General features: G+C 62.0%; 21 protein-coding genes and 1 pseudogene. 18 read left to right on the top strand and 4 right to left on the bottom strand.

Going from position 1 to position 24,318, the window contains the following annotated elements:
• The first annotated feature begins 152 nt into the window (after positions 1-152).
• From gshA to tauD, 5 genes are all read left to right on the top strand, one after another.
• Positions 153-1,736, top strand: a complete 1,584-nt coding sequence (gene gshA, locus C4J88_RS01325) for a glutamate--cysteine ligase (protein ID WP_124406013.1) — start codon at positions 153-155, stop codon at positions 1,734-1,736.
• Between the two features lie 250 nt (positions 1,737-1,986).
• Entirely contained in the window at positions 1,987-2,964 is a 978-nt protein-coding gene (gene tauA / locus C4J88_RS01320; protein WP_124406012.1) for a taurine ABC transporter substrate-binding protein, read from the top strand.
• 13 nt (positions 2,965-2,977) lie between these two features.
• Positions 2,978-3,757, top strand: coding sequence for a taurine ABC transporter ATP-binding subunit (gene tauB, locus C4J88_RS01315; RefSeq protein ID WP_124406011.1), 780 nt, complete (start codon positions 2,978-2,980; stop codon positions 3,755-3,757).
• Positions 3,754-4,590, top strand: coding sequence for a taurine ABC transporter permease TauC (gene tauC, locus C4J88_RS01310; protein WP_124406010.1), 837 nt, complete (start codon positions 3,754-3,756; stop codon positions 4,588-4,590). The genes tauB and tauC overlap by 4 nt, the downstream gene beginning before the upstream one ends.
• A 14-nt stretch (positions 4,591-4,604) precedes the next feature.
• Complete coding sequence (tauD, locus tag C4J88_RS01305; RefSeq protein WP_124406009.1) at positions 4,605-5,441, top strand: taurine dioxygenase; 837 nt, start codon at positions 4,605-4,607, stop codon at positions 5,439-5,441.
• A 129-nt stretch (positions 5,442-5,570) separates the two neighbouring features.
• Here tauD and mgrA read toward each other — a convergent pair whose 3' ends face one another.
• The 3 genes from mgrA to epsC all read right to left on the bottom strand — a co-directional run bounded on the left by mgrA (position 5,571) and on the right by epsC (position 10,042).
• Positions 5,571-6,608: an L-glyceraldehyde 3-phosphate reductase gene (gene mgrA / locus C4J88_RS01300; RefSeq protein WP_124360787.1), complete on the bottom strand. Its 1,038-nt coding sequence runs from the start codon at positions 6,606-6,608 to the stop codon at positions 5,571-5,573.
• A gap of 142 nt (positions 6,609-6,750) precedes the next feature.
• Positions 6,751-8,712 (bottom strand): choline transporter BetT, encoded by a 1,962-nt coding sequence (gene betT, locus C4J88_RS01295; RefSeq protein WP_164487677.1) that lies wholly within the window; start codon positions 8,710-8,712, stop codon positions 6,751-6,753.
• 403 nt (positions 8,713-9,115) lie between these two features.
• A complete protein-coding gene (gene epsC, locus C4J88_RS01290) occupies positions 9,116-10,042 on the bottom strand; it encodes a serine O-acetyltransferase EpsC (protein WP_124360785.1) in 927 nt (308 codons plus the stop codon).
• A 165-nt stretch (positions 10,043-10,207) separates the two neighbouring features.
• Between epsC and C4J88_RS01285 the strand changes: the two genes are divergently transcribed.
• The 13 genes and pseudogenes from C4J88_RS01285 to C4J88_RS01225 all read left to right on the top strand — a co-directional run bounded on the left by C4J88_RS01285 (position 10,208) and on the right by C4J88_RS01225 (position 22,105).
• A complete protein-coding gene (locus C4J88_RS01285; protein ID WP_124406008.1) occupies positions 10,208-11,203 on the top strand; it encodes a D-cysteine desulfhydrase in 996 nt (331 codons plus the stop codon).
• 281 nt (positions 11,204-11,484) lie between these two features.
• On the top strand, positions 11,485-12,279 hold the full coding sequence (gene tcyJ / locus C4J88_RS01280; protein ID WP_124360783.1) for a cystine ABC transporter substrate-binding protein: 795 nt from the start codon (positions 11,485-11,487) through the stop codon (positions 12,277-12,279).
• A complete protein-coding gene (gene tcyL / locus C4J88_RS01275; RefSeq protein ID WP_003187646.1) occupies positions 12,279-12,944 on the top strand; it encodes a cystine ABC transporter permease in 666 nt (221 codons plus the stop codon). The genes tcyJ and tcyL overlap by 1 nt, the downstream gene beginning before the upstream one ends.
• A gap of 3 nt (positions 12,945-12,947) precedes the next feature.
• Positions 12,948-13,694, top strand: a complete 747-nt coding sequence (tcyN, locus tag C4J88_RS01270) for an L-cystine ABC transporter ATP-binding protein TcyN (RefSeq protein WP_124360781.1) — start codon at positions 12,948-12,950, stop codon at positions 13,692-13,694.
• 311 nt (positions 13,695-14,005) lie between these two features.
• The gene (locus C4J88_RS01265; RefSeq protein ID WP_124406007.1) at positions 14,006-14,782 is read left to right on the top strand and encodes a hypothetical protein; all 777 of its coding nucleotides are present in this window, start codon (positions 14,006-14,008) and stop codon (positions 14,780-14,782) included.
• Positions 14,783-14,969: 187 nt separating this feature from the next.
• Positions 14,970-16,211 (top strand): SfnB family sulfur acquisition oxidoreductase, encoded by a 1,242-nt coding sequence (locus tag C4J88_RS01260; protein WP_124406006.1) that lies wholly within the window; start codon positions 14,970-14,972, stop codon positions 16,209-16,211.
• A 24-nt stretch (positions 16,212-16,235) separates the two neighbouring features.
• Positions 16,236-17,429, top strand: coding sequence for an SfnB family sulfur acquisition oxidoreductase (locus tag C4J88_RS01255; RefSeq protein ID WP_124406005.1), 1,194 nt, complete (start codon positions 16,236-16,238; stop codon positions 17,427-17,429).
• Positions 17,429-18,781: an LLM class flavin-dependent oxidoreductase gene (locus C4J88_RS01250; RefSeq protein WP_124406004.1), complete on the top strand. Its 1,353-nt coding sequence runs from the start codon at positions 17,429-17,431 to the stop codon at positions 18,779-18,781. The genes C4J88_RS01255 and C4J88_RS01250 overlap by 1 nt, the downstream gene beginning before the upstream one ends.
• Before the next feature lie 17 nt (positions 18,782-18,798).
• Positions 18,799-18,888 (top strand): annotated as a pseudogene (locus tag C4J88_RS27570) (outer membrane lipoprotein carrier protein LolA); the annotation flags it as partial.
• 10 nt (positions 18,889-18,898) lie between these two features.
• A complete protein-coding gene (locus C4J88_RS01240) occupies positions 18,899-19,693 on the top strand; it encodes a MetQ/NlpA family ABC transporter substrate-binding protein (RefSeq protein ID WP_124406003.1) in 795 nt (264 codons plus the stop codon).
• The gene (locus C4J88_RS01235) at positions 19,690-20,805 is read left to right on the top strand and encodes a methionine ABC transporter ATP-binding protein (protein WP_124406002.1); all 1,116 of its coding nucleotides are present in this window, start codon (positions 19,690-19,692) and stop codon (positions 20,803-20,805) included. Before C4J88_RS01240 ends, C4J88_RS01235 begins: the two co-directional genes overlap by 4 nt.
• On the top strand, positions 20,795-21,439 hold the full coding sequence (locus C4J88_RS01230) for a methionine ABC transporter permease (RefSeq protein WP_034117212.1): 645 nt from the start codon (positions 20,795-20,797) through the stop codon (positions 21,437-21,439). Before C4J88_RS01235 ends, C4J88_RS01230 begins: the two co-directional genes overlap by 11 nt.
• Before the next feature lie 39 nt (positions 21,440-21,478).
• Complete coding sequence (locus tag C4J88_RS01225) at positions 21,479-22,105, top strand: bifunctional 2-polyprenyl-6-hydroxyphenol methylase/3-demethylubiquinol 3-O-methyltransferase UbiG (protein ID WP_124406001.1); 627 nt, start codon at positions 21,479-21,481, stop codon at positions 22,103-22,105.
• Between the two features lie 38 nt (positions 22,106-22,143).
• Here the strand turns inward: C4J88_RS01225 and C4J88_RS01220 are convergent, their stop codons facing one another.
• Positions 22,144-24,315 (bottom strand): glycoside hydrolase, encoded by a 2,172-nt coding sequence (locus tag C4J88_RS01220; RefSeq protein WP_124406000.1) that lies wholly within the window; start codon positions 24,313-24,315, stop codon positions 22,144-22,146.
• Positions 24,316-24,318: the final 3 nt, after the last annotated feature.

The following is a 24,318-nucleotide window of genomic DNA, read 5'->3' as shown; positions in this document are numbered from 1 at the left end:
GCGCTGTAGCCCAATTCATGGAGTGAAGTCGGCATATTCAGAGCGGGTCAAATCGACTCAGAACCAGGCGATCACGCCAGTTTCAACTTCACCCTTGTAGACCGTCTTGCCCACCCCCATATTGGGGCGACTGACGCGTGAAGGAATCCAACTTGAGCGAACTTCTCAACCGCCGCCTGGCTCTGCTCGGCAAGCGCGAACACCTCTCCCTGCTAGAGCACTGCCTGCATGGCATCGAGCGTGAATGCCTGCGCGTCACCAGCGAGGGCCGCCTGGCCCAGACACCGCATCCGGAAGCCCTGGGCGCCGCGTTGACTCACGAACAGATCACGACCGACTACTCGGAATCGCTGCTGGAGTTCATCACTCCCGCGCTGCCCAACCCGGCCGATACCCTGAGCAGCCTGGACAAGATCCACCGCTTTGCCTACACCAAGCTGGGCAGCGAGTACCTGTGGAGCCCCTCGATGCCGTGCCCGTTGCCGGCCGAGGAAGATATTCCGATCGCCTACTACGGCACCTCCAATATCGGACAGCTCAAGTACGTTTATCGCAAGGGCCTTGCCCTGCGCTACGGCAAGACCATGCAGTGCATTGCCGGTATCCACTACAACTTTTCGTTGCCGGAACAGCTGTGGCCGCTGCTCAAGGAAGCCGAAGGGTTTGTCGGCACCGACCGCGACTATCAGTCCACCGCCTATATCGCGCTGATCCGTAACTTCCGGCGCTACAGCTGGCTGTTGATGTACCTGTTCGGTGCCTCGCCGGCCCTGGACGCCGGCTTCCTGCGCGGTCGCTCGCATCAGCTTGAAGTGCTCGACGCCGACACCCTGTACCTGCCGTACGCCACCAGCCTGCGCATGAGCGACCTGGGTTACCAGAGCAACGCCCAGGCTGGCCTGACGCCGTGCTACAACGACCTGGCCAGCTACACCGACAGCCTGCGCGAAGCGGTGGCAACGCCCTACGCGCCCTATGTTGAAGTCGGCACGCACAAGGACGGTGAATGGGTGCAGCTCAACACCAACATCCTGCAGATCGAAAACGAGTACTACTCCAACATCCGCCCCAAGCGCGTGACCTATACCGGCGAACGGCCGATCCAGGCCCTGATGGCGCGAGGCATCCAGTACATCGAAGTGCGCTGCCTGGACATCAACCCGTTCCTGCCGATGGGTATCGATCTTCCAGAGTCGCGCTTTCTCGACGCGTTCCTGCTCTATTGCGCGCTGAATGACAGCCCGCTGTTCGCCAATAATGAATGTGGGAATGCCACCTCCAACTTCCTCAGCGTGGTCAAGGAAGGTCGCCGTCCGGGCCTGCAATTGCAGCGTGAGGGCCAAGCGGTGGATATGAAAGAGTGGGCCACCGAGCTGCTGGAGCACATCGCCCCCCTGGCCGCCCTGCTCGATGCAAGCCACGGCATCACTGAGCACAGCCAGGCACTGGACGCGCAGTTGGCGAAGGTCAATGACCCGTCACTGACGCCGTCGGCTCAGGTGCTGGCAGCGATGGCCGAGCGCAAGGAAAGCTTTGCGCAGTTCTCCCTGCATCAGAGCGAGGTGCATGCTGAGTATTTCCGCAAGGAGCCGCTTCCGGCCGAGGAACAGGCGCGTTTTGAAGAACTGGCGCGTACGTCCCTGGCCCAGCAGGCGGAGCTTGAGCAGAACGAAGTGGGCGATTTCGATGTGTTTGTGGGGTCGTACCAGGCGAGTATTCTGGCGATCAGTAACTGATTAAACGCCGAAGCTGCTTTAAAAATGTGGGAGGGGGCTTGCCCCCGATAGCAGAGTGTCAGTCGACCGATCAGTGACTGATCCACCGCTATCGGGAGCAAGCCCCCTCCCACATTTGCTCTCTGTGCATTCAAATTCACGGTTACTTCTGTAACTAAGCTAATTCGAAAATGTTATTTATTTTCGGATTCTTAGATCATTTAGTCTCCTCACACGCCGACCCCCGGCCGCCTGATCGAGGAGCTTCCCTTTGAAACTGCTGACCCCCCTGCGCTTGCTGGCGGCGTTGTCCCTGGCCGGTGCCAGCCTGTTTGCCCAGGCGGCGGATGTGACCGTCGCGTACCAGACCACCGTCGACCCGGCGAAAGTCGCCCAGGCCGATGGCGCCTATGAAAAAGCCACCAATGCCAAAATCGACTGGCGCAAATTCGACAATGGCGCCGATATCATCGCCGCCATCGCTTCGGGCGACGTGCAGATCGGTTACCTCGGTTCCAGCCCGTTGACCGCCGCGATCACGCGCAACGTACCGGTGCAGACCTTCCTCGTCGCCACCCAGATCGGCGGCGCCGAAGCCCTGGTGGCGCGCGATGGTTCGGGGATCAACAGCCCGCAGGACCTGATCGGTAAAAAGATCGCCGTGCCGTTCGTGTCCACCGGTCACTACAGCCTGTTGGCCGCGCTGAAGCACTGGAACATCGACCCCTCGAAAGTAACCATCCTCAATCTCGCACCGCCGGCCATCATCGCCGCCTGGAAGCGCGGTGATATCGACGCCACCTATGTGTGGGACCCGGCCCTGGGCGTAGCCAAGGAAAACGGCAAGGTGTTGATCACCTCCGGCGAGCTGGCCAAGTTCGGTGCACCGACCTTCGATGCCTGGATCGTGCGTAAGGACTTTGCCGAGGAGCATCCGGAAATCGTCACCGCCTTCGCAAAAGTCACCCTGGATGCCTACGCGGCGTACCGCAAAGACCCACAAGCCTGGCTCGCCGACAAAGGCAACGTCGACAAACTGGTGAAGCTCTCCGGTGCCAAGGCCAGCGACATCCCACTGCTGTTGCAAGGCAACGTCTACCCGCTGGCCGCTGACCAGGTGACCCTGCTGGGCGCGCCGACCACCAAGGCCGTCACCGACACTGCGGCGTTCCTCAAGGAACAGGGCAAGGTCGATGCCGTGCTCCCAGACTACGCCCCTTACATCAGCGCCAAATTCATCACTAATTGAGGAGTTCATCGCGATGGCCTTGCTACAACTGGAGCGCATCAGCGCACAGTACCCAGGCGCTCCGGAACCGGTACTGGCGGATATTTCACTCGAGCTTGGGCCCCAGCAATTGCTGGTGGCCCTCGGCCCGTCCGGCAGTGGCAAAACTTCGCTGTTGAACCTGATTGCCGGTTTTGTCGAGCCCTCGGCCGGGCGCATCACCCTCGATGGCGTGCCGGTCAAGGGGCCCAGTGCCGAGCGCGGCGTGGTGTTCCAGGACGATGCCCTGTTGCCCTGGCAGGACGTACTGGCCAACGTCGCCTTCGGCCTGGAACTGGCCGGCGTGCCCAAGGCGCAACGTGAAGTGCGCGCTCGGGAAATGCTCGCGCTGGTGGACCTGGGCGGTTTCGACAGCCGCCGCATCTGGCAACTCTCCGGCGGCCAGAAGCAACGCGTCGGCCTTGCCCGCGCCTTGGCGGCCGACCCTCGTGTATTGCTGATGGACGAGCCTTTCGGCGCCCTCGATGCCTTCACCCGCGAACAGATGCAGGAGCTGCTGCTGCAAGTCTGGCGACGCACGGCCAAGCCGGTATTCCTGATCACCCATGACATCGAAGAAGCGGTGTTCCTCGCCACCGACTTGATTCTGCTGGCCCCCAACCCCGGCCAGATCGTCGAGCGCCTGCACCTGGACTTCGGCCAACGCTACGCGGCGGGCGAATCGGCACGGGCAATCAAGTCCGACCCGCGCTTTATCGAAACCCGTGAACACGTGCTGGGCAAAGTGTTCTCGCAACGGCAGGTGGGCGCATGAGCAGCTACGAATTCGCCGCCACGGCGGCCAAGCCGGTGACACACGTCGTCATTCCCGTACGCCGCCGCGTGAGCACGCGCTGGATCAGCCTGTTGACCCTGTTGGCCTTGCTGGCTATCTGGTGGGCCGTGACCGCCAGCGGTTTGATCGAGCCGCTGTTCCTGCCGCCGCCCTCTGCCGTGTTGCAAAAAGGCTGGTTGCTGGCGACCACGGGGTATATGGATTCCACCTTGTGGCAGCACCTGGGCGCGAGCCTCAGCCGCATTGGCCTCGGCTTGGGCTTTGCGGTGCTGACGGCCGTGCCGGTGGGCATCGCCATCGGTGCCAACCGTATCGCCCGTGGCATTCTCGATCCGCTGATCGAGTTTTACCGGCCGATCCCTCCGCTGGCCTATCTGCCGCTGATCGTGATCTGGTGCGGCATTGGCGAGCTGTCCAAGGTGCTGCTGATTTACCTGGCGATCTTTGCGCCGATTGCCATCGCCACCGCGACCGGCGTACGCACGGTCGACCCGGCCAAGTTGCGCGCCGCACAGTCGCTGGGCGCGACCCGGGCCCAGTTGATTCGGCATGTGATCCTGCCCAGCGCCCTGCCCGACATCCTCACTGGCGTGCGCATCGGCCTGGGTGTGGGGTGGTCGACCCTGGTGGCCGCCGAGCTGATCGCCGCCACCAGCGGCCTGGGCTTCATGGTGCAGTCGGCGGCGCAGTTTCTGGTCACTGACGTCGTGGTCCTGGGCATCCTGGTGATCGCGCTGATCGCCTTCGCCATGGAAATGGGCCTGCGCGCCCTGCAGCGTAAATTAGTGCCGTGGCATGGCCAGGCACACTGAGTGATGATGAATAAATGAGCAGCCTGACCGTTACCCCCCTAAGCATCGCGCTCGGCGCCCAGATCAGTGGCGTCGATATCACCCAGACACTGAGCGCCGAACAGCGCGACGCCATCGAACACGCCCTGCTCAAGCATTCGGTGCTGTTCTTCCGGGACCAGCCGATCACCCCGCAGCAACAGGCACGGTTCGCGGCGAATTTCGGCGACCTACACATCCACCCGATCTACCCCAACGTACCGGAACAGCCCGAAGTGTTGATCCTCGACACGGCGGTCACCGATGTGCGTGATAACGCCGTATGGCACACCGACGTGACCTTCCTGCCCACACCAGCCCTGGGCGCGGTGCTCAGCGCCAAACTGCTGCCGGCGTTCGGTGGCGATACCTTGTGGGCCAGTGGGATTGCGGCTTATGAAGCGCTGTCCGAGCCATTCAAAGCGTTGCTCGATGGGCTGACTGCCACCCACGACTTCACCCAGTCTTTCCCACTGGAGCGCTTTGGCAACACCGCCGACGACCGAGTCCGCTGGGAAGAAGCCCGCCGAAAAAACCCACCCCTGTCGCACCCGGTGATCCGCACGCACCCGGTGAGCGGGCGCAAATCGCTGTTCGTCAGCGAAGGCTTCACCACCCGGATCAATGAACTGGAATCGGCCGAAAGCGCGGCGGTTCTCAAACTATTGTTCGCCCATGCCACACGCCCGGAATTCACCATCCGCTGGCGCTGGCAGGAAAATGACGTGGCGTTCTGGGACAACCGCGTGACCCAGCATTACGCGGTGGATGACTACCGGCCGCAGCGGCGGGTGATGCATCGGGCAACCATCCTGGGCGATGTGCCGTTCTAAGAACACCTCGGTTCAAATGTGGGAGGGGGCTTGCTCCCGATAGCGGTGGGTCAGTCACTGTATCTATTGACTGATCCACTGCCATCGGGAGCAAGCCCCCTCCCACACTTTTAACCCAGTTGTGTCAGGTCATTCAGCGGTGGATGGTTTTTCCCACAAGTTGATCCCGCCTTCCTGGGCAAACCGATCGATCTCCGCCAGTTCCTCCGCGCTGAAACTCAGGTTCTTCAACGCCCCGACGTTCTCGATGATCTGCTCCGGCCGGCTGGCACCGATCAGCGCGCTGGTCACCCGTGGATCACGCAGGGTCCAGGCCAGCGCCATTTGCGCCAGGCTCTGGCCGCGACGCTGGGCGATTTCGTTGAGGGCGCGAACATGGGCAATGTTGGCGTCGGACAGGTGCTTGGCCTGCAGCGAGCCACCACCCGGGCGGTTGACTCGTGCGTCGGCCGGCACACCGTTGAGGTACTTGTCGGTGAGCAAACCCTGGGCCAACGGTGTGAACGCAATCACCCCGGCGCCGAGCTCTTCGGTGGTGTCGAGCAGGTCTTTTTCCACCCAGCGGTTGAGCAGGTTGTAGGCCGGCTGGTGAATCAACAGCGGCACTTTCCACTCGTTGAGCAGCGCTGCCATCTCACGGGTTTTTACGCCGGAGTAGGACGAGATACCGATGTACAACGCCTTGCCCTGCTGCACGGCGGTGGCAAGCGCACTAGCGGTTTCTTCCAGCGGCGTGTCGGCGTCGAAACGGTGGGAGTAGAAAATATCCACATAGTCCACGCCCAGGCGTTGCAGGCTCTGGTCCAGGCTCGCCAGCACGTATTTACGCGAACCGCCGCCCTGGCCATAGGGGCCGGGCCACATGTCCCAGCCGGCCTTGCTGGAGATGATCAGCTCGTCGCGGTAGTGCTTGAAGTCTTCACGCAGCAACCGGCCGAAGTTGATCTCGGCGCTGCCGTAGGGCGGGCCGTAGTTATTGGCCAGGTCGAAGTGGTTGATGCCTAAGTCGAATGCGGTGCGCAGCAGGGCACGCTGGGTGGCGATCGGGGTGCTGTCGCCAAAGTTGTGCCACAACCCCAGGGACAGTGCCGGCAGCACCAATCCACTGCGGCCTACGCGGCGATAAGGGATAGATTCATAGCGGTTTTCGGCAGCAATGTACGTCATCGAATCCTCTCTGGGCTTGGGGCAGATAAGGCCTGGGAATAAGGTTATTCCCAGGCCTTATCTGCCCGCTGAATCGCTTAAGTCTGCCTTTCCCTTTTACAGCAAAGACCTACTTGAGAGGAACGGTGCGCCGTACGTTTTCTCAGCGCACCAGGTGCAGAAACTGCAGGTGCCGCTCGTACTGGTCGAGGATGTCGTTGATGATCTGCTCCTTGGTGTAGCCCACCAGGTCGTAGTCCTGGCTGCCCTCACGCAAGTGCACTTCCGCCCGATAATAGCGGCGATTGTTGAGCTGTTTGGACCCCATGCCGCCGCGCGCAAATGAAGGCGTGAAATAGCCGCGCATCTGCACCTGGTAAACGAACGGATGCTCTTCGCCGTGGCCGATTTCCAGGCTGACGCTGTCGTTGGACGGGTCGGGCTGGGTGACGACGTTGAGGCCTTTTTCGACAAACACCGCCGTCACTTCTTCGATCGCCGGACGTACCGTGGTCTCAAGGAAGCGGTACACCTCATCCCGCGACGGGAAATGCACGGCCTGACTCAAACGCTGGCGCCAACCGCCCGTGCCCTTGCGTGAGCCCGACACCGGCGCCAACGAATGCAACTGGGCGATCTGCTTTTGCGATTCGAGGTAGAACGCCTTGTGCAGCCCCCACATCATCAGTAACAGGATCAGCGAGAACGGCAGCGAAGTCAGCACCACCGCTGATTTCAACGAATCGATACTGCCGGCAAACAGCAAGGCGCTGGTGACCAGGGCGGTCATTGCGCCCCAGAACACGCGTAGCCATTTCGGCCCGTCTTCATCGGCGTTGCCGCCCTTGGACGACAGGGTCGACAGCACCACGGTGCCGGAATCCGCCGAGGTCACGAAGAATACAAAGCTGATGAACACCGTGACCGCAATCACGGTTTTACTCCACGGGTAGGTTTCCAGCAGCAGGTACAGGCTCATCGACGGTTCATCGATGGCGGACTGGCCCAGCGCGGTCATGCCATGGTTGAGCACCTGGTCGATGGCGCTGTTTCCGAAGATCGACATCCACGCCAGGGTGAAACCCAGCGGGATCAGCAGCACGCCGAACACGAATTCGCGGATGGTGCGGCCACGGGAAATGCGTGCGATGAACAGGCCCACGAACGGCGACCATGCGATCCACCACGCCCAATAGAACACCGTCCAGCCACCCAGCCAGTCGCTGGGTTTGTCGTAGGCGTACACATCGAAACTCTTGGTCGGCAAGGCGCCCAGGTAGTCCCCGATGTTCTGGATCAAGGTGTTGAGCAAATGCTGGGTGGGCCCGGCAAACAACACAAACAGCAGCAGCGCGCAGGCCAGCAGCATGTTGATGTCGGACATCACCCGCACGCCCTTGTCCACACCGGCCACGGCGACGATGATCGCCGCGCCCATCATCAAGGTGATCAAGCCCACCTGGATCCACTGCGTATGGGCAATACCGAACAGGTAATCCAGGCCGGAATTGAGGTGCAGCACGCCAAAGCCCATGTCGGCGCCCAGGCCGAACACCGTGGCGATGATGCCGAAGCCATCCACCGCGTAACCGATCGGGCCATTGATGCGCTTGCCGATCAATGGGTACAGCGCCGAACGCAGCGCCAGCGGCAGGTTATGCCGGTAGGCGAAGTACGCCAGGGCCATGCCGACAAACGCGAACACGCCCCAGCCGTGCAGGCCCCAGTGCAGGAACAGGATCTGCATGGCCTGGCGCGCCGCATCGGCATTCAGCGCCTCGCCCTGGGGCGGTTGCACCAGGTGGGTCAGGGGCTCGGACACGCAAAAGAAGAACAGCGTGATGCTGATCCCGGCGGCGAACAGCATGCCGGCCCAGGACAGGTAACTGAATTCGGGCTCGTCGTGGTCGGCACCGAGTTTTATCTTGCCGTAGCCCGATAACGCGGTGACCACCACGAAGACCAGATACAGGGTCATCGCCAGCATGTAGTACCAGCCAACCGTATTGGCCGCCCAGTTTTGCGCCGCCAGCAGCCAGGCACCGGCCTGTTGCGGAATAGCGATGACAGTGATGCCGAACAGCAGAATAGCCGTGGCGGCAAAGTAGAAGACGGGCGCATTCATGCGCACCTGACCGCTGGACGGGGTAGACGATGCACTCATGAACCATGCACCCCCGAGGTGTGAAATGTGGCTGTCAATAACGGACTCAGCAAAGGTAAGCCTCCTGTTGTGAGCGGGCAGCGAACCACCGGTTTAACTTGAACGAACGTTCAAGTTAAACATGGATAGGCGGTTTGGGACTAATTTCGGGGCCGAGTGGTAGGTGATTCCTACACTAGCTTAGGGATTGGTATGACGCGTGAGGACCGGAATTCGTTCAGCAATGACGGGATGATTTTGGAATGCAGTCAAACATGTGGGAGGGGGCTTGCTCCCGATAGCAGTAGGTCAGCCAACACAGGTATTGGCTGATCCACCGCTATCGGGAGCAAGCCCCCTCCCACAGGGGATTTGTGCAGATTCCTTACTTTTGCGCACCATCATCATGCTGCAGATTGGCCTGGGTAATATTCGCCCCGGCCGGCACGCTGCGGGTCAGCCACACATTACCGCCAATGGTCGAACCCTGGCCGATGGTAATCCGCCCCAGAATCGTAGCGCCGGCGTAGATCACCACATCGTCCTCCACAATAGGGTGACGCGGATGGCCTTTCTGCAATTGCCCATCTTCATCCGCCGGGAAGCGCTTGGCGCCCAATGTCACCGCCTGGTAGATGCGCACGCGCTCACCGATGATCGCCGTCTCGCCAATCACCACGCCGGTCCCGTGGTCGATGAAGAAACTCGGGCCGATCTGCGCGCCGGGGTGGATATCGATACCGGTGGCCGAATGAGCGATTTCCGCGCTGATCCGCGCCAGCAAGGGCAAACCGGCGCGGTACAGATGATGGGCCAGGCGGTGGTGAATCACCGCCAAAATGCCGGGGTAGCACAGCAGCACCTCATCCACGCTGCGCGCGGCCGGGTCTCCGTGGTAGGCGGCCAGTACGTCGGTATCCAGCAGGCTGCGCAACGCCGGCAAGGCCAGGGCGAAATCCTGGATCAGGCGAATGGCCTGGGCGTCGACCTCACGGTCATCCTGGCCGCCCTGGCGCGCGGCGTAGCGCAGCTCCAGGCGGGCCTGGGCGAGCAAGGCGTTAAGGGCGACGTCGAGGGTATGCCCGACGTAGAAGTCTTCACTTTCTTCGCGCAGGTCCACCGGGCCTAGACGCATCGGGAACAGTGCGCCGCACAAGGCTTCGAGAATCTGCGCCACCGCCTGGCGAGACGGTAGTTCGCGGCCTCCATGTTCGCCACTCAAGCGGCCATTGCGCGTTCGCCACTGGTCCCGGGCGCTGCGCAGTTGGCTGACGATGGTCTGTAGTTGCCAATGGCTGGAACGCTCACTCACGGTATTCACTCCTGACGAAATGGCCCTCACTTTACGGTATGGCCCTGGCAGCGCTTAAGAACCAATGGTGCGAGGCTAAGAACCATCTGACATAAGCGATTGGCGGTTGCCCGATGAAAAGTGCCTGCCTATAGTCGCCCCATCACTCAGCCACCGTGCATAGCCATGATCAAACAACAGCTCGACCGCTTTAACCGTCTGGAACTGTTGGGCGGCGCCACCGCCCTGGAAAAACTCGAGCGGCTGTCGGCCTGGCTGGGCAGGGATATCTACGTCAAGCGCGACGACACCACCCCACTGGCCATGGGTGGCAATAAATTGCGCAAACTTGAATACCTCGCCGCTGACGCCATCGCCCAGGGCGCCGATACCCTGGTCACCGCCGGCGCTATCCAGTCCAACCATGTGCGCCAGACCGCCGCGCTGGCTGCCAGGCTCGGCCTGGGCTGCGTCGCCCTGCTGGAAAACCCCACCGGCACCGAAGACCCCAACTACCTGGGCAACGGCAACCGCCTGTTGCTGGAGCTGTTCGACGCCAAGGTGGAGCGGGTAGAAAACCTCGACAATGCCGACGACCAACTCAACGCGCTCGCCGACCGCCTGCGCAGCAACGGCAAGAAGCCCTACCTGGTGCCTATCGGCGGCTCGAATGCCCTCGGTGCGTTGGGGTATGTGCGCGCGGGCCTGGAGCTGGCGGCGCAGATCGAAGACAGCGGCCTCGACTTTGCGGCGGTGGTACTGGCCTCCGGCAGCGCAGGCACCCACAGCGGCCTGGCACTGGCGTTGAGCGAAGCACTGCCGAGCTTGCCGGTGATCGGCGTCACCGTGTCGCGCACCGACGAAGCCCAACGTCCGAAAGTGCAAGGCCTGGCCGAGCGCACGGCCGAGCTGCTCGGCATGCAGGTGCCGGAAGCCTTCAAGGTGATCCTGTGGGACGAATACTTCGGCCCGCGTTATGGCGAGCCGAATGCGGGTACGTTGTCGGCGATCAAACTTCTGGCCAGCCAGGAAGGTCTGTTGCTCGACCCGGTCTACACGGGCAAGGCCATGGCCGGCCTGCTGGACGGTATCGGGCGCCAGCGGTTCGCAGACGGGCCGATCATTTTCCTGCATACCGGCGGAGCGCCGGCGTTGTTTGCCTATGATTCGGTGTTCAACTGACTGAACACGGACCGGAATGTGGGAGGGGGCTTGCTCCCGATAGCGGTGGGTCAGATACAGATAAAGGGACTGTTACACCGCCATCGGGAGCAAGCCCCCTCCCACACTTGACCTCATTGATATTCTAAATATGAATATGAAGTTGGATTTATATTATTTTCAAGTCTTAAAAACCGCCTTTATCATCGCGCCGAAGGCGAAGACGCGCACCGCGCTTTAAGGCAGGATACGGCTACTGCGTCACCGGCTTCGCTCACCATAAAAAACCACAGGGGCTCTTCATGACTATTTCTGTATTGCGTCGCACATTGCTGGTCGGCACATTGGGCTTGGCGCTCGGCGCAGGCATGCTTGGCCAGGCGGTCGCCGGCGAGCAACTGGATACCATCAAGAAAGCCGGCGAGATCAAGATCGGCCTGGAAGGCACCTACCCACCGTTCAGCTTTGTCGATGAAAGCGGCAAGCTCAGCGGCTTCGAGGTGGAGCTGTCCGAGGCGCTGGCCAAGGAGCTGGGCGTCAAGGTCAAGCTGCAAGCCACGCCATGGGACGGCATCCTCGCCGCCCTGGAATCCAAACGCCTGGACGCCGTGGTCAACCAGGTGACGATTTCCGAAGAGCGCAAGAAGAAGTATGACTTCTCCAAGCCCTACACCATTTCCGGTATCCAGGCGCTGACCCTGGCGAAGAATGTCGACAGCATCAAGACCGCCGACGACCTGGCCGGCAAGAAAGTCGGGGTGGGCCTGGGCACCAACTACGAACAATGGCTCAAGGAAAACCAACCCAAAGCCATCATCAAGACCTACAACGACGACCCGACCAAATTCCAGGACCTGCGCATCGGCCGCATCGACGCGATCCTGATCGACCGCCTGGCCGCTCTGGAATACGCCAAGAAAGCCAAGGACACCGCCGCTGCCGGCGACGCCTTCTCGCGCCAGGAAGCCGGTATTGCCCTGCGCAAGGGCGAGCCTGAACTGCTCGACGCGGTAAACAAGGCCCTCGACAAGCTGCGCGCCGACGGCACCTTGAAGAAGTTGTCCGAGAAGTACTTCAACGCTGACGTCACTCAATAATGGAAGCAGGTTTCCAACTCGCGCTGGACTCCGCGCCCTTTCTGCTCAAGGGCGCGTATTACACGGTGATCCTCAGCCTGGGCGGGATGTTTTTCGGCCTGCTGCTGGGCTTTGGCCTGGCGTTGATGCGCCTGTCGCGCTTCAAGCTGCTGAGTTGGACGGCGCGGGTCTACGTGTCGTTCTTTCGCGGTACGCCCTTGCTGGTGCAACTGTTCCTGATCTACTACGGCTTGCCGCAAGTGGGTATCGAGCTGGACCCGATCCCGGCCGCCATGATCGGCTTTTCGCTGAACATGGCCGCCTACGCCTGTGAAATCCTGCGGGCCGCCATCGCGTCCATCGAGCGTGGCCAGTGGGAAGCCGCCGCGAGTATCGGCATGACCCGTGCGCAGACGTTGCGCCGGGCCATCCTGCCGCAAGCCATGCGCACGGCCTTGCCGCCGCTGGGCAACAGTTTCATTTCGCTGGTCAAGGACACGGCGTTGGCCGCCACTATCCAGGTGCCCGAGCTGTTCCGTCAGGCGCAACTGGTCTCGGCGCGCACCTTCGAAATTTTCACCATGTATCTGTCCGCAGCCCTGATCTATTGGATCCTGGCGAGCATCCTGGCGCATCTGCAAAATCGTCTGGAAGACCGGGTCAACCGGCACGACCTGGAGTCTTGAAGCATGATCGTGGTTGAAAAGCTGACCAAACAATTCAACGGCCAGGTGGTGCTCAACGGTATCGACCTGGAGGTCAAGGCCGGCGAAGTCGTGGCCATCATCGGCCCCAGCGGTTCCGGCAAGACCACCTTCCTGCGCTGCCTGAATTTTCTCGAAGAACCCACCAGCGGCCGCATCAAGGTGGGCGACATCGAGATCGACAGCAGCAAGCCACTCAACCAGCAACAGGGCCTGGTGCGACGCCTGCGCCAGCACGTCGGTTTTGTCTTCCAGAACTTCAACCTGTTCCCCCACCGCACCGCGCTGGAAAACGTCATCGAAGGCCCGATCGTGGTCAAGAAGATGCCACGCGAGGCGGCGACCGAACTGGGCCGCAAGCTACTGGCCAAAGTGGGCCTGGCGGGCAAGGAGGCGGCTTATCCTCGGCGCTTGTCCGGTGGGCAGCAACAGCGTGTGGCGATCGCTCGGGCGCTGGCCATGGAGCCGGAGGTCATCCTGTTCGACGAACCCACCTCGGCCCTCGACCCCGAACTGGTGGGTGAAGTGCTGGCGACCATCCGCAGCCTGGCCGAAGAAAACCGCACCATGGTGATCGTCACCCACGAGATGAGCTTTGCCCGGGATGTGGCCAACCGTGTGATCTTTTTCGACAAGGGCGTGATCGTCGAACAGGGTGAAGCCAAGGCGCTGTTCGCCAATCCCAGGGAAGAACGCACCCAGCAGTTCCTGAGCAAGTTTCTCGCCCATTGACCCAGCTTTTTGTGGCGAGCGGGCTTGCTCGCCACAAAAACGCTGCTCCTACACCGAATCGCCATTGCCGCCGGTAAAACATCACGCTGCGCCCCTCTTGAAATACCCCTTCCAGTCAGACCCTTCTGAATATCCTCCAACCCGCCGTTTAGCCTTTTGCCGCCATTGACGCCCCCGGCCCAACCCTCTTATCTAGCGTCCAGAGGATTGGATCCTATCCCGGCTACTCACTGAATCGTTCTTTCGGCCCCTTTGCGCACCCGCGCCCAGGCCCGGAACGATTGCTGCTGGCTGCATCAAGGAGATCACTTATGACGCACACTACAACCCCGGCCATGCTGACCGCACCCACCCTGCCCCAAGCCGTTCGAAACGGCATCAGTGCCCACGCGGCTGCCCAATTGCAGGTCGACATCGCACCTTACCCCGGCATGGAAGAAGGCGACCTGATCGAGCTGTTCTGGAACAACTGCTTTGCCGCCTCACGCCGGGTGACCGCCGGCAAAATCGGCACGCCTACCCACCTGCGAGTGCCGGAAAGTTTTGTACAGGATGGCCCGGCGCGGGTGCATTACCAGATCATGCAGATCGGCCACGGCCCGGCGCGCTCGGCCACCACCCAGGTCCGCGTCAAAACCAACTACCCGGGCGGCGCGCCGTCGGCCCTGTACAGCGACGAAAACCAGAACCTCGCGCCGGTCAGCCTGCCCGAGACCATCCGCCGCCAGGGCGTCAACAGTCGCCAGGTGCAACGCGGAATTCCGCTGAGCATCGAGCCTTACGCGAACATGGCCAGTGGCGATGCCATCACGCTGCGCTGGGGTGACGTGCGCATGGACCTGCCGAACATCCAGGCCAGGGACGTCGGCCTGGCGGTGCAGGTCTGGGTGCCTTCGACAGTCATTATCGAAGGCGGTGACGACTGCCGCCTGGAGGTGACGTACTGCATCCTGGACCGCGTCGGCAACAATTCGCGCTGGGCGCCAGCCCGCACCTTGCGCATCGCCGCCTGGGTTCCCACCTGTCCTGGCGCAGCCAAGGACGTGTATCAACCCCGCCCTTTCGGCTCCCCCTGCGAACCGGGGTGACGCCCCTTCTATGCATATTCCTAAAAGTTAGTTTATTTAAAAAATAAACACGCTTAGGGTATATGCACCGGACCACCGGACATTCCTGATTGTTTTGTTTTTATTTCATTGAATGCGAGGTCGGTATGGTCAGAATTACCCCGGTGCATAACGCCAGGGCATTACGTGCAGCCAAGGAGCGGCGCTGATGTCTAACTTGGCTCTAACACCCCTCCAGAGTGATCTGGACGTAGCCCCACTGTTGTTGCCGGCCACGGTGCTGCGCAACGACGCCCAGGCGCTGAGCGCCGCCCATGAGCTGGCCGACGCCGCGCGCCTGCAAGCCGCCAAGCGCGACCAGCAACGCCAATTGCCCTGGGCGCAGGTCGAACAGTTCACCCGCAGCGGCCTGGGCAGCATTTCCATTCCCCGTGAGTACGGCGGCCCGCAGGTTTCATTCGTCACCCTGGCCGAGGTCTTCGCGATCATCAGCGCGGCCGACCCGGCCCTGGGGCAGATCCCGCAGAACCATTTCGGCATCCTGCACCTGTTGCAAAACACCGCCAGCGAGCGCCAGAAAAAGCAGCTGTTCCAGAGCGTGCTCGACGGTTGGCGCATCGGCAATGGTGGCCCGGAACGCGGCACCAAAAATACCCTGGAGCTCAAGGCGCGTATCACCGCCGAGGGTGACGGGTATGTGGTCAGCGGCCAGAAGTTCTACTCCACCGGCGCGTTGTTTGCGCACTGGGTGGCCATCAAAGCGCTCAACGACGACGGCAAGCAAGTCATGGCGTTCGTGCGCCGTGGCAGCGAAGGGCTGCGCATCGTGGATGACTGGTCGGGCTTTGGCCAACGCACCACTGCCAGCGGCACCGTGCTGCTTGACCGGGTACCGGTGGACGCAGAACTGGTGGTGGACAACTGGCGCCTGGGCGAAAGCCCGAATATCCAGGGTGCCGTCTCGCAATTGATCCAGGCGGCCATCGACGCCGGCATTGCCCGTGGCGCCCTGGACGACACCATCGCCTTTGTACGTGAACGCTCGCGCCCGTGGATCGACGCCAAGGTCGAACGGGCCAGCGACGACCTGTATGTGATCGCGGACATCGGCAAGCTGAAAATCGAACTGCACGCCGCCGAGGCGCTGTTGCGCAAGGCCGGCCAGGTGCTGGACCGGGTCAGCGCTGCGCCGATCACCGCGCAGTCCGCCGCACGCGCGTCGATCGCCGTCGCCGAAGCCAAAGTGCTCACCACTGAGGTGTCATTGCTGGTCAGCGAAAAACTCTTCGAGCTGGCCGGCAGCCGCGCCACCCTCGCCGAATTCAACCTTGACCGGCACTGGCGCAATGCGCGGGTCCACACGCTGCATGACCCGGTGCGCTGGAAGTATCACGCCATCGGCGCCTATCGCCTGAACGGCACTTTGCCGGCTCGCCATTCCTGGATCTGACCGACCAGACATCTGGAGAACATCATGACTTTCTCTCACCCCGTCGCGGTCATCACCAGCGACGAACAAGCCCTTATTGTCGCCAGCGACCTGGCTGAGGACTTGCGCCGCGACAGCGCCCAGCGCGACCGCGAGCGCCGCCTGCCGCTGGCCGAGCTAGACGCCTTTTCGCGCTCCGGCCTGTGGGGCATCAGCGTGCCCAAGGCCTACGGCGGCGCTGGTGTGTCCAACGTCACCCTGGCCAAGGTCATCGCCTTGATCGCCCAGGCGGATGCGTCCCTGGGACAGATTCCGCAAAACCATTTCTACGCCTTGGAAGTGCTGCGCGTGAATGGCAGCCCGGCCCAGCAACGCAGCCTGTATGCAGAAGTATTGGCCGGCCAGCGTTTCGGCAACGCCCTGGCGGAATTGGGCACGAAAACCGCTCATGACCGCGTCACCAAAATCACCCGCGACGGTGATGGCTTCCGTATCAGCGGCCGCAAGTTCTATTCCACCGGCGCGATCTACGCCCAGCGCATCCCCACTTCAGTGGTGGATGAACATGGGGTTCAGCAACTCGCCTTCGTGCCCCGCGACAGCGCGGGCCTGAGCGTGATTGACGACTGGAGCGGCTTCGGCCAGCGCACCACCGGCAGCGGCTCAGTGGTATTCGACAACGTGTGGGTGGCGGCGCAGGAGGTGATCCCGTTCCAGAGCGCGTTCGAACGCCCGACCACCGTCGGCCCCTTGGCGCAGATTCTTCATGCCGCCATCGACACCGGTATCGCCCGCGCCGCCTTCGAAGACGCGCTGCATTTTGTGCGCACCAAGACCCGTCCCTGGATCGACTCGGGCAGCGACAAGGCCACTGATGACCCGCTGACCTTGAAGAGCTTCGGCCACTTGAGCATTCGCCTGCACGCCGCCGAAGCGCTGCTCGAGCGCTCGGGCGAATTCCTCGACCGTGCCCAGGCCGACAGCAATGCCCAGACCGTCGCGGCCGCCTCCATCGCCGTCGCCGAAGTACGCGCCTTGAGCACCGAAATCTCCCTGGCCGCCGGCAGCACGCTATTTGAACTGGCCGGCAGCCAGGCGACCCTGGCCGAGCATGGCCTGGATCGCCACTGGCGCAACGCTCGCGTGCACACCTTGCATGACCCGGTGCGCTGGAAATACCACGCGGTGGGCAATTACTACCTCAACGATGAAAACCCGCCGCTGCGGGGGACTATCTGATGAGCAAGAAAAAAATCCTGCTCAATGCCTTCAACATGAACTGCATCGGGCATATCAACCACGGTTTGTGGACCCATCCACGGGACACGTCCACCCAGTACAAGACCCTCGAGTACTGGACTGACCTGGCAAAAATTCTCGAGCGCGGGCTGTTCGACGGTTTGTTTATCGCCGATATCGTCGGCGTGTATGACGTGTACCAAAAGTCCATCGACGTGCCGCTCAAGGAAGCAATCCAGTTGCCGGTCAACGACCCGCTCCTGCTGGTTTCGGCAATGGCGGCCGTCACCCGGAACCTCGGCTTCGGCCTCACTGCCAACCTGACCTACGAGCCGCCGTATCTGTTCGCCCGGCGCATGTCCACCCTCGACCACCTGAGCCGGGGCCGGGTGGGTTGGAACATCGTCACCGGCTACCTCGACAGCGCCGCCAAGGCCATGGGGCTGACCGAGCAGGTCGAGCATGACCGCCGCTATGACCAGGCCGATGAATACCTGGAGGTGCTGTACAAACTCTGGGAAGGCAGCTGGGAGGATGACGCGGTGGTCAACGATCCCAAGGCACGGGTGTATGCGCAGCCGGGCAAGGTGCACAAGGTCGAACACCATGGCGAGTTCTACCAGGTGCAGGGCTATCACCTGTGCGAGCCATCGCCGCAGCGTACGCCGGTGCTGTTCCAGGCCGGCAGTTCGGACCGTGGCCTGCAGTTCGCCGGGCGCCATGCCGAGTGCGTGTTCATCAGCGGGCAGAACAAGGCCGCGACCCGAATCCAGGTGGACAAGGTGCGCGCCAGCGCGGTGGAGGCCGGGCGCAACCCGGATGACATCAAGGTGTTCATGGGCCTGAACGTGATCGTCGGCGCGACCGAGGAACTGGCCTGGGCCAAGCATGCCGAGTACCTCAGCTATGCCAGCGCGGAGGCCGGCGTGGCGCACTTTTCGGCGTCCACGGCGATCGACTTTTCCGAGTACGAACTGGATGAACCGATCCAGTACGTGAAAAGCAACGCCATCCAGTCGGCGACCAAGAACCTGCAGAACAACGACTGGACCCGACGCAAATTGCTCGCGCAGCACGCCCTCGGTGGGCGCTACATCACGCTGGTGGGGTCGCCCGAGCAGGTCGCCGACGAACTGGAATCGTGGATCAGCGAAACCGGCCTGGATGGCTTCAACCTCACGCGCATTGTGACGCCGGAAAGCTATGTGGATTTCATTGATCTGGTGGTGCCGGAGCTGCAAAAGCGTGGTTCGTACAAGACTGAATATGAGCAGGGAACGCTGCGCGAAAAAGTCTTCCACGGCACTGCGCGTCTTCCCGAACAACACACCGGGTCTACCTACCGCCACTAACCCCTGTAGGAGCGAGCTTGCTCGCGAAGATCGTTAACGATAACGCGGTGCATCTGGTTTACCGAGGCGCCCTCAAGTTTTTCGCGAGCAAGCTCGCTCCTACAATTGGAAATTCATATGAAAAAAATAGTGCTCTCCCTGGCCTTCGGCTTGTTCAGCTCGGCCGTATTCGCCGCCGATGCGCCGTTGAAAGTCGGCACCACCGCCGCCTTCGCGATTCCCCTGGAAGCCGCCGTGGAAGAGGCCGGCAAACAAGGCCTGAAGGTCGAACTGGTGGAATTCACCGACTGGATCGCGCCGAACGTCAGCCTCGCCGCCGGCGATATCGATGTGAACTACTTCCAGCACATCCCCTTCCTGGAAAATGCCAAGGCCGCCGCCGGCTTTGACCTGGTGCCCTATGCGCCGGGCATCATCAACAACGTCGGTCTGTATTCGAAAAAGTACAAAAGATTCGATGACCTGCCCGAAGGCGCCAGCGTGGCCATCGCCAACGATCCGATCAACAGCGGGCGCGGCCTGCAACTGCTGGCCAAAGCCGGGCTGATCACGCTCAAGCCGGGGGTGGGCTACAAGGCCACTGAAGAAGACATCGTCAGCAACCCGAAAAAGATCAAGATCCTGCAAGTCGAGGCCGTGCAACTGGTACGCGCCTATGACGACGCCGATCTGGTGCAGGGCTACCCGGCGTACATCCGCCTGTCCAAGACCTTCGATGCCGAGACGGCGCTGCTGTTCGATGGCCTCGACCACCCGGAATACGTGATCCAGTTCGTGATCCAGCCCAAGAGCAAAACCGACCCGAGGGTGATCAAGTTCGTCGACATTTACCAGCACTCGCCGACGGTGCGCGCCGCCCTGGATAAATCCCTCGGCAAGCTCTACCAGGTCGGCTGGGACGATAAAAAATGACCGCTGCCAACGCCCAACTGCGCGACCTGGGCACATTTCCCAGGGGCGCCGAGCAGACCGAACTGCATCCGGACTTCAACAGCGCCCATGTGCGTTTCATCAACCTGGGCAAAACCTATGACGGCACGGTGCATGCCCTACAAGGCATTGACCTGGCGATTACGCGCGGCGAAGTGTTCGGCATCATCGGCCGCAGCGGCGCCGGCAAGTCGTCGCTGATCCGCACCATCAATCGCCTGGAGCAACCCAGCAGCGGGCGCGTGCTGATCGATCAAGTGGACATTGGCAGCTTCGATGAAGACCGCCTGGTCGCGCTGCGCCGGCGCATCGGCATGATCTTCCAGCACTTCAACCTGATGTCGGCCAAGACCGTCTGGCAGAACGTCGAACTGCCGCTCAAGGTCGCCGGGGTGCCCAAGCCGCAACGTGAGCAGAAGGTGCGTGAGCTGCTGGAACTGGTGGGTTTGCAAGACAAGCACCAGGCCTATCCGGCGCAGCTCTCGGGCGGGCAGAAACAGCGCGTGGGCATCGCCCGTTCGCTGGTGCACGACCCCGAGATTTTGCTGTGCGACGAAGCCACCTCGGCGCTGGATCCGGAAACCACCCAATCGATCCTCGGCCTGCTGCGCGAGATCAACCGGCGCCTGGGCCTGACCATCGTGTTGATCACCCACGAAATGGCGGTGATCCGCGACATCTGCGACCGCGTGGTGGTGCTGGAGCATGGGCGCATCGTCGAGCAAGGCCCGGTGTGGCAAGTGTTCGGTAACCCGCAACACGAGGTGAGCAAGACCCTGCTGGCGCCGCTGCAACATGGGCTGCCGGAAGAACTGCAAAACCGTTTGCATACCCAGCCTGAATCGCCGGAAGCCGCCGTGGTGCTGCGCTTGCAGTTCACCGGCAGCGCCAGCGATGAACCCGACCTGGCCGCGCTGTTCAGTGCCCTCGGCGGCCGCGTGCGTCTGCTGCAGGGCGGTGTCGAACGGATTCAGGGGCATGCCTTGGGGCAACTGCTGCTGGCGGTGAATGGCTCGCCCCATAGCACCGAAGAACTGCGCAACCGCGCCGCGAACTGGGCACAACAGGTGGAGGTGCTGGGCTATGTGGTTTGATCGTTTAGTACAGGGCGCCATCGACACCTTGTTGATGGTCGGCGTGTCGTCGTTGATCGCCTTGCTGGTAGGGATTCCACTGGCGGTGTTTCTGGTCACCAGCGACAAAGGTGGCATCTACCAGGCACCGGCGCTGAACCGGGTGCTCGGGGCCTTCGTCAATCTGTTCCGCTCCATTCCGTTTCTGATCCTGATGGTGGCGCTGATCCCGTTCACGCGCCTGATCGTCGGCACCACCTACGGCGTATGGGCGGCAGTCGTGCCGCTGACCATCGCGGCCACGCCGTTCTTTGCGCGCATCGCCGAAGTCAGCCTGCGCGAGGTCGACCATGGTTTGATCGAAGCGGCGCAGGCCATGGGGTGCCGCCGCTGGCACATCATCTGGCACGTGCTGTTGCCGGAAGCGCTGCCGGGGATCGTCGGCGGGTTCACCATTACCCTGGTGACCATGATCAACTCATCGGCCATGGCCGGGGCGATTGGCGCCGGTGGCTTGGGCGACATTGCGTACCGCTATGGCTACCAGCGCTTCGATACGCAGATCATGCTCACGGTGATTGTGCTGTTGGTGGTGTTGGTGGCGGTGATCCAACTCGGCGGCGATCGACTGGCGCGGGTGCTGAACAAGAGGTGAGGTATAGTCGGCGCATCCCAGCGCCCGGTATTGCCTTTCATGACCCTCAAGCCCGACGACCTTAACCAGATCACCGCCACCACCCTCGGCCATTACAACAAAGTCGCCGAAGACTTCCGCGAGGGCACCCGCGATCACGATGTGAGCCAGAACATCGACGCGTTGCTGCGGCACATCCAGGGCACGCCGCCGTTTACCGTGCTGGATTTTGGCTGCGGGCCGGGGCGGGATCTGCAGACCTTTGCACGCCTGGGGCATATCGCTGTGGGGCTCGATGGTTCCGAACGGTTTGCACAGATGGCGCGGGACGACAGTGGCTGTGAGGTGTTGCAGCAGGACTTCCTCAAGCTGGACCTGCCCGACGGGCGCTTCGATGGGGTGTTTGCCAATGCGGTGCTGTTTCATATTCCCAAGCAGGAATTGCCCCGGGTCCTCAAGCAACTGCATGGCACGTTGAAGCCTGGGGGCGTGCTGTTCAGCTCCAACCCTCGCGGTGACAACCAGGAAGGCTGGAATGGGCCACGGTATGGGTCTTATCACGATCTGGCGGCGTGGCGTGGCTTGCTGGCTGAGGCCGGCTTTGCGGAACTGGAACATTATTACCGGCCGGCGGGATTGCCTCGGGAACAGCAGCCTTGGTTGGCCAGTGTGTGGCGTCGGGTTTAAGTGATGTATTGCCCCCGATGACGGACTGATGGACGCCGCTACTCCACCTGATACACCACCGATTTCTCATCCAACACCGCTGTCACACTCCTTGCCGCAAACTCCTCTCTCGACCCGGTGGAAAAATTCGCCACCAGCCGCGTGCCATCGGCAAACGTGGTTTCCTGCACCTGCCGATCCGCCGTCAGCCAACGAAACCCGGTCATCGCCTGAGTCGCCAGGCGCTCATGCAGGGGACGGAAAAATCGGTCCTGGCGCTGGATCAACGGCAGCCGTTCCTTGAGCGTCGCAGCACTCAGGTGATACAGCGGCGGTACGTTGTAGAGCAACTGCGTCAGCTCATTTTCAGCCCGCACATTGCTCAGTTTGAGGCTATCGAACAGCCAGTGATGGGTGGTGATCACTGAACCATGGAACACCGCCTGGTACAGCGGCAGGCGCATCGTCGGATCGAAGTAGAGCGTGCGAAACGGCTCGTTCAGCGGCACCGACTTGAAGAACACCGCCGGTTGCTCCGGCGGATACCAGTTGCCCACGTAGTAGGGCGACTGTTTGTCCTGAGTCATGTCGCGATCCCCCCAGCCCAGCACCGGGGTTTGCATGCCATGGGCGAACAGGATCCCCTGGGCGGTGATGGCGTTGCCGTCTTCGGAGCCTGTCGGCAATTGCAGCGTGGTGTTCAGCCAACGGGACGCATCGATATTGCCTTCAGCGTTTTGCGCCTGGGTCATCGGTGCGCTGTCGCGGTAGCTGTCGAGCAGCATGCTGGTAGCGTACGCATCGAGAAACCAGGCGTTGAAGCCGGCCCTGGCCTGTACGGCTTTCACCCGCGCTTCCAATAACGGCCGCACACAGCGCGGATCGGTGTAGTGGCCGGACCGTTGGAAGCCAGTCTTGAGCTGGCCGTCCTTCAATACAATGGCGCAGTCGCGGTAGGCCTTGCTGCCCAGGTGGGCGGTGGTCCAGTCGGGATTTTCGGTGGCGGACAACGCGGTTTGATAGGAGTCGTAGGGCGCCATCAGGTAGCCCGCGTCGACACCGGCGCGGATGGTTTCGGGGTGCCACAGGCCGCCTTCCCAGCCTTCGCCCAGGGTCAACATCAAGCGTGGCAGCCCGGCGTCGCGCAGTGTCTGTACTACCTTGCTGCCCCAGGTGTCGGGGCTACCGCCGAGGGCACCGGCAAAATCCACGGCCAGTTCGCGACGCAACTCACCGTAGCGGGCGGCAAGACGGGTCATATCGGGCTCGTCCACCTGCCAGCTCTGCCGGGCCTTCTGGTTGATCGCCGCGTTGAGGCCGCGCAACAGCACGGTTTGCTCGTAGCGATTCAACCTGCGCGGCTGCGCCAGCAGCGCTGCGGAGTCCTTGTCCAACAGGCCCTTGAGCGCATGATCGCGCAAGCGCTTGAGCAACAGCGGCCAATCACGCACATCCTCCAGCGCCAGCAGGTCATTGCCCCACAGGTAGGCATGGCTGGCGCCCAGCAGTTTTTGCGCGCCCGGCGTATGTCGCAGCTTGGCCTCCAAGGGTTCGTAACGGTCCTGTTCGACCATCCATTGGCGATAGCGCTTGGCGCCGGCCAACGGGTCGCTTTCGCCCAGGTGCAACAACAGGGTCATGGGCGCGGCAGGTGCGAGCGACGTGAACTCATGGGCCAACGACAACGCCTGGCCTTGCCAGCGCAGGCGGTTGTTGTAGGGATTGGTCAGCAGCCAGTTCAAGGTAAAGGCGCCGTGATCGACACCCCACAGCGGCAGGCTGAGGTCCTGGGTGGTGTTGATATCGCCCTGCTCTACCAGGAACTCGCTCCACAGGGCATTGCCAGCCGGCACGTAATGCCCTTCGGCCAACGGCCACATCAACCCCTTGCCCAGGGCGCTCGCCGGCTGCACAAGGATCGGCAGTTCACCGTCTTCCCGCGCCCTGATCGACAGCAGCAGGTCGCGCTGCTCAAGGCTGGCAATCACGCGATAGGCACCGTCGTCCCATTGCCAACTGACCTGTTGATCGTTTTTTGCGAGTTGACTGACGGCGCGGGCCGATACGCCTTGGGAGGCTTGAACCTCGGGTTGGCCGCTGGGTGTCACACGGATGGCGAGGGTGGCCGGGTCGAGTTCGACTCGCCACAACGGGTTTTCCAGTACGGTGCTGGCAAAGGCCAGGGGCGACAGGAAGCAGCAGAGCAGCAAGGTATGACGCAGACGGTTCATGGC

The sequence above is a fragment of the Pseudomonas sp. R4-39-08 genome (assembly GCF_003852275.1).
Lineage (GTDB): Bacteria > Pseudomonadota > Gammaproteobacteria > Pseudomonadales > Pseudomonadaceae > Aquipseudomonas.
Note: the sequence above shows the minus strand (reverse complement) of the source record. Positions and strands in the feature narration are given on the sequence as shown.

Bases quoted from the DNA above. Each gene is read 5' to 3' on its own strand.
- tauB (WP_124406011.1), top strand. From the start codon at position 2,978: ATGGCCTTGCTACAACTGGAGCGCATCAGCGCACAGTACCCAGGCGCT.
- tauC (WP_124406010.1), top strand. From the start codon at position 3,754: ATGAGCAGCTACGAATTCGCCGCCACGGCGGCCAAGCCGGTGACACAC.
- tauD (WP_124406009.1), top strand. From the start codon at position 4,605: ATGAGCAGCCTGACCGTTACCCCCCTAAGCATCGCGCTCGGCGCCCAG.
- mgrA (WP_124360787.1), bottom strand. From the start codon at position 6,608: ATGACGTACATTGCTGCCGAAAACCGCTATGAATCTATCCCTTATCGC.
- betT (WP_164487677.1), bottom strand. From the start codon at position 8,712: ATGAATGCGCCCGTCTTCTACTTTGCCGCCACGGCTATTCTGCTGTTC.
- C4J88_RS01285 (WP_124406008.1), top strand. From the start codon at position 10,208: ATGATCAAACAACAGCTCGACCGCTTTAACCGTCTGGAACTGTTGGGC.
- tcyJ (WP_124360783.1), top strand. From the start codon at position 11,485: ATGACTATTTCTGTATTGCGTCGCACATTGCTGGTCGGCACATTGGGC.
- tcyL (WP_003187646.1), top strand. From the start codon at position 12,279: ATGGAAGCAGGTTTCCAACTCGCGCTGGACTCCGCGCCCTTTCTGCTC.
- tcyN (WP_124360781.1), top strand. From the start codon at position 12,948: ATGATCGTGGTTGAAAAGCTGACCAAACAATTCAACGGCCAGGTGGTG.
- C4J88_RS01265 (WP_124406007.1), top strand. From the start codon at position 14,006: ATGACGCACACTACAACCCCGGCCATGCTGACCGCACCCACCCTGCCC.
- C4J88_RS01260 (WP_124406006.1), top strand. From the start codon at position 14,970: ATGTCTAACTTGGCTCTAACACCCCTCCAGAGTGATCTGGACGTAGCC.
- C4J88_RS01255 (WP_124406005.1), top strand. From the start codon at position 16,236: ATGACTTTCTCTCACCCCGTCGCGGTCATCACCAGCGACGAACAAGCC.
- C4J88_RS01250 (WP_124406004.1), top strand. From the start codon at position 17,429: ATGAGCAAGAAAAAAATCCTGCTCAATGCCTTCAACATGAACTGCATC.
- C4J88_RS01240 (WP_124406003.1), top strand. From the start codon at position 18,899: ATGAAAAAAATAGTGCTCTCCCTGGCCTTCGGCTTGTTCAGCTCGGCC.
- C4J88_RS01235 (WP_124406002.1), top strand. From the start codon at position 19,690: ATGACCGCTGCCAACGCCCAACTGCGCGACCTGGGCACATTTCCCAGG.
- C4J88_RS01230 (WP_034117212.1), top strand. From the start codon at position 20,795: ATGTGGTTTGATCGTTTAGTACAGGGCGCCATCGACACCTTGTTGATG.
- C4J88_RS01225 (WP_124406001.1), top strand. From the start codon at position 21,479: ATGACCCTCAAGCCCGACGACCTTAACCAGATCACCGCCACCACCCTC.
- C4J88_RS01220 (WP_124406000.1), bottom strand. From the start codon at position 24,315: ATGAACCGTCTGCGTCATACCTTGCTGCTCTGCTGCTTCCTGTCGCCC.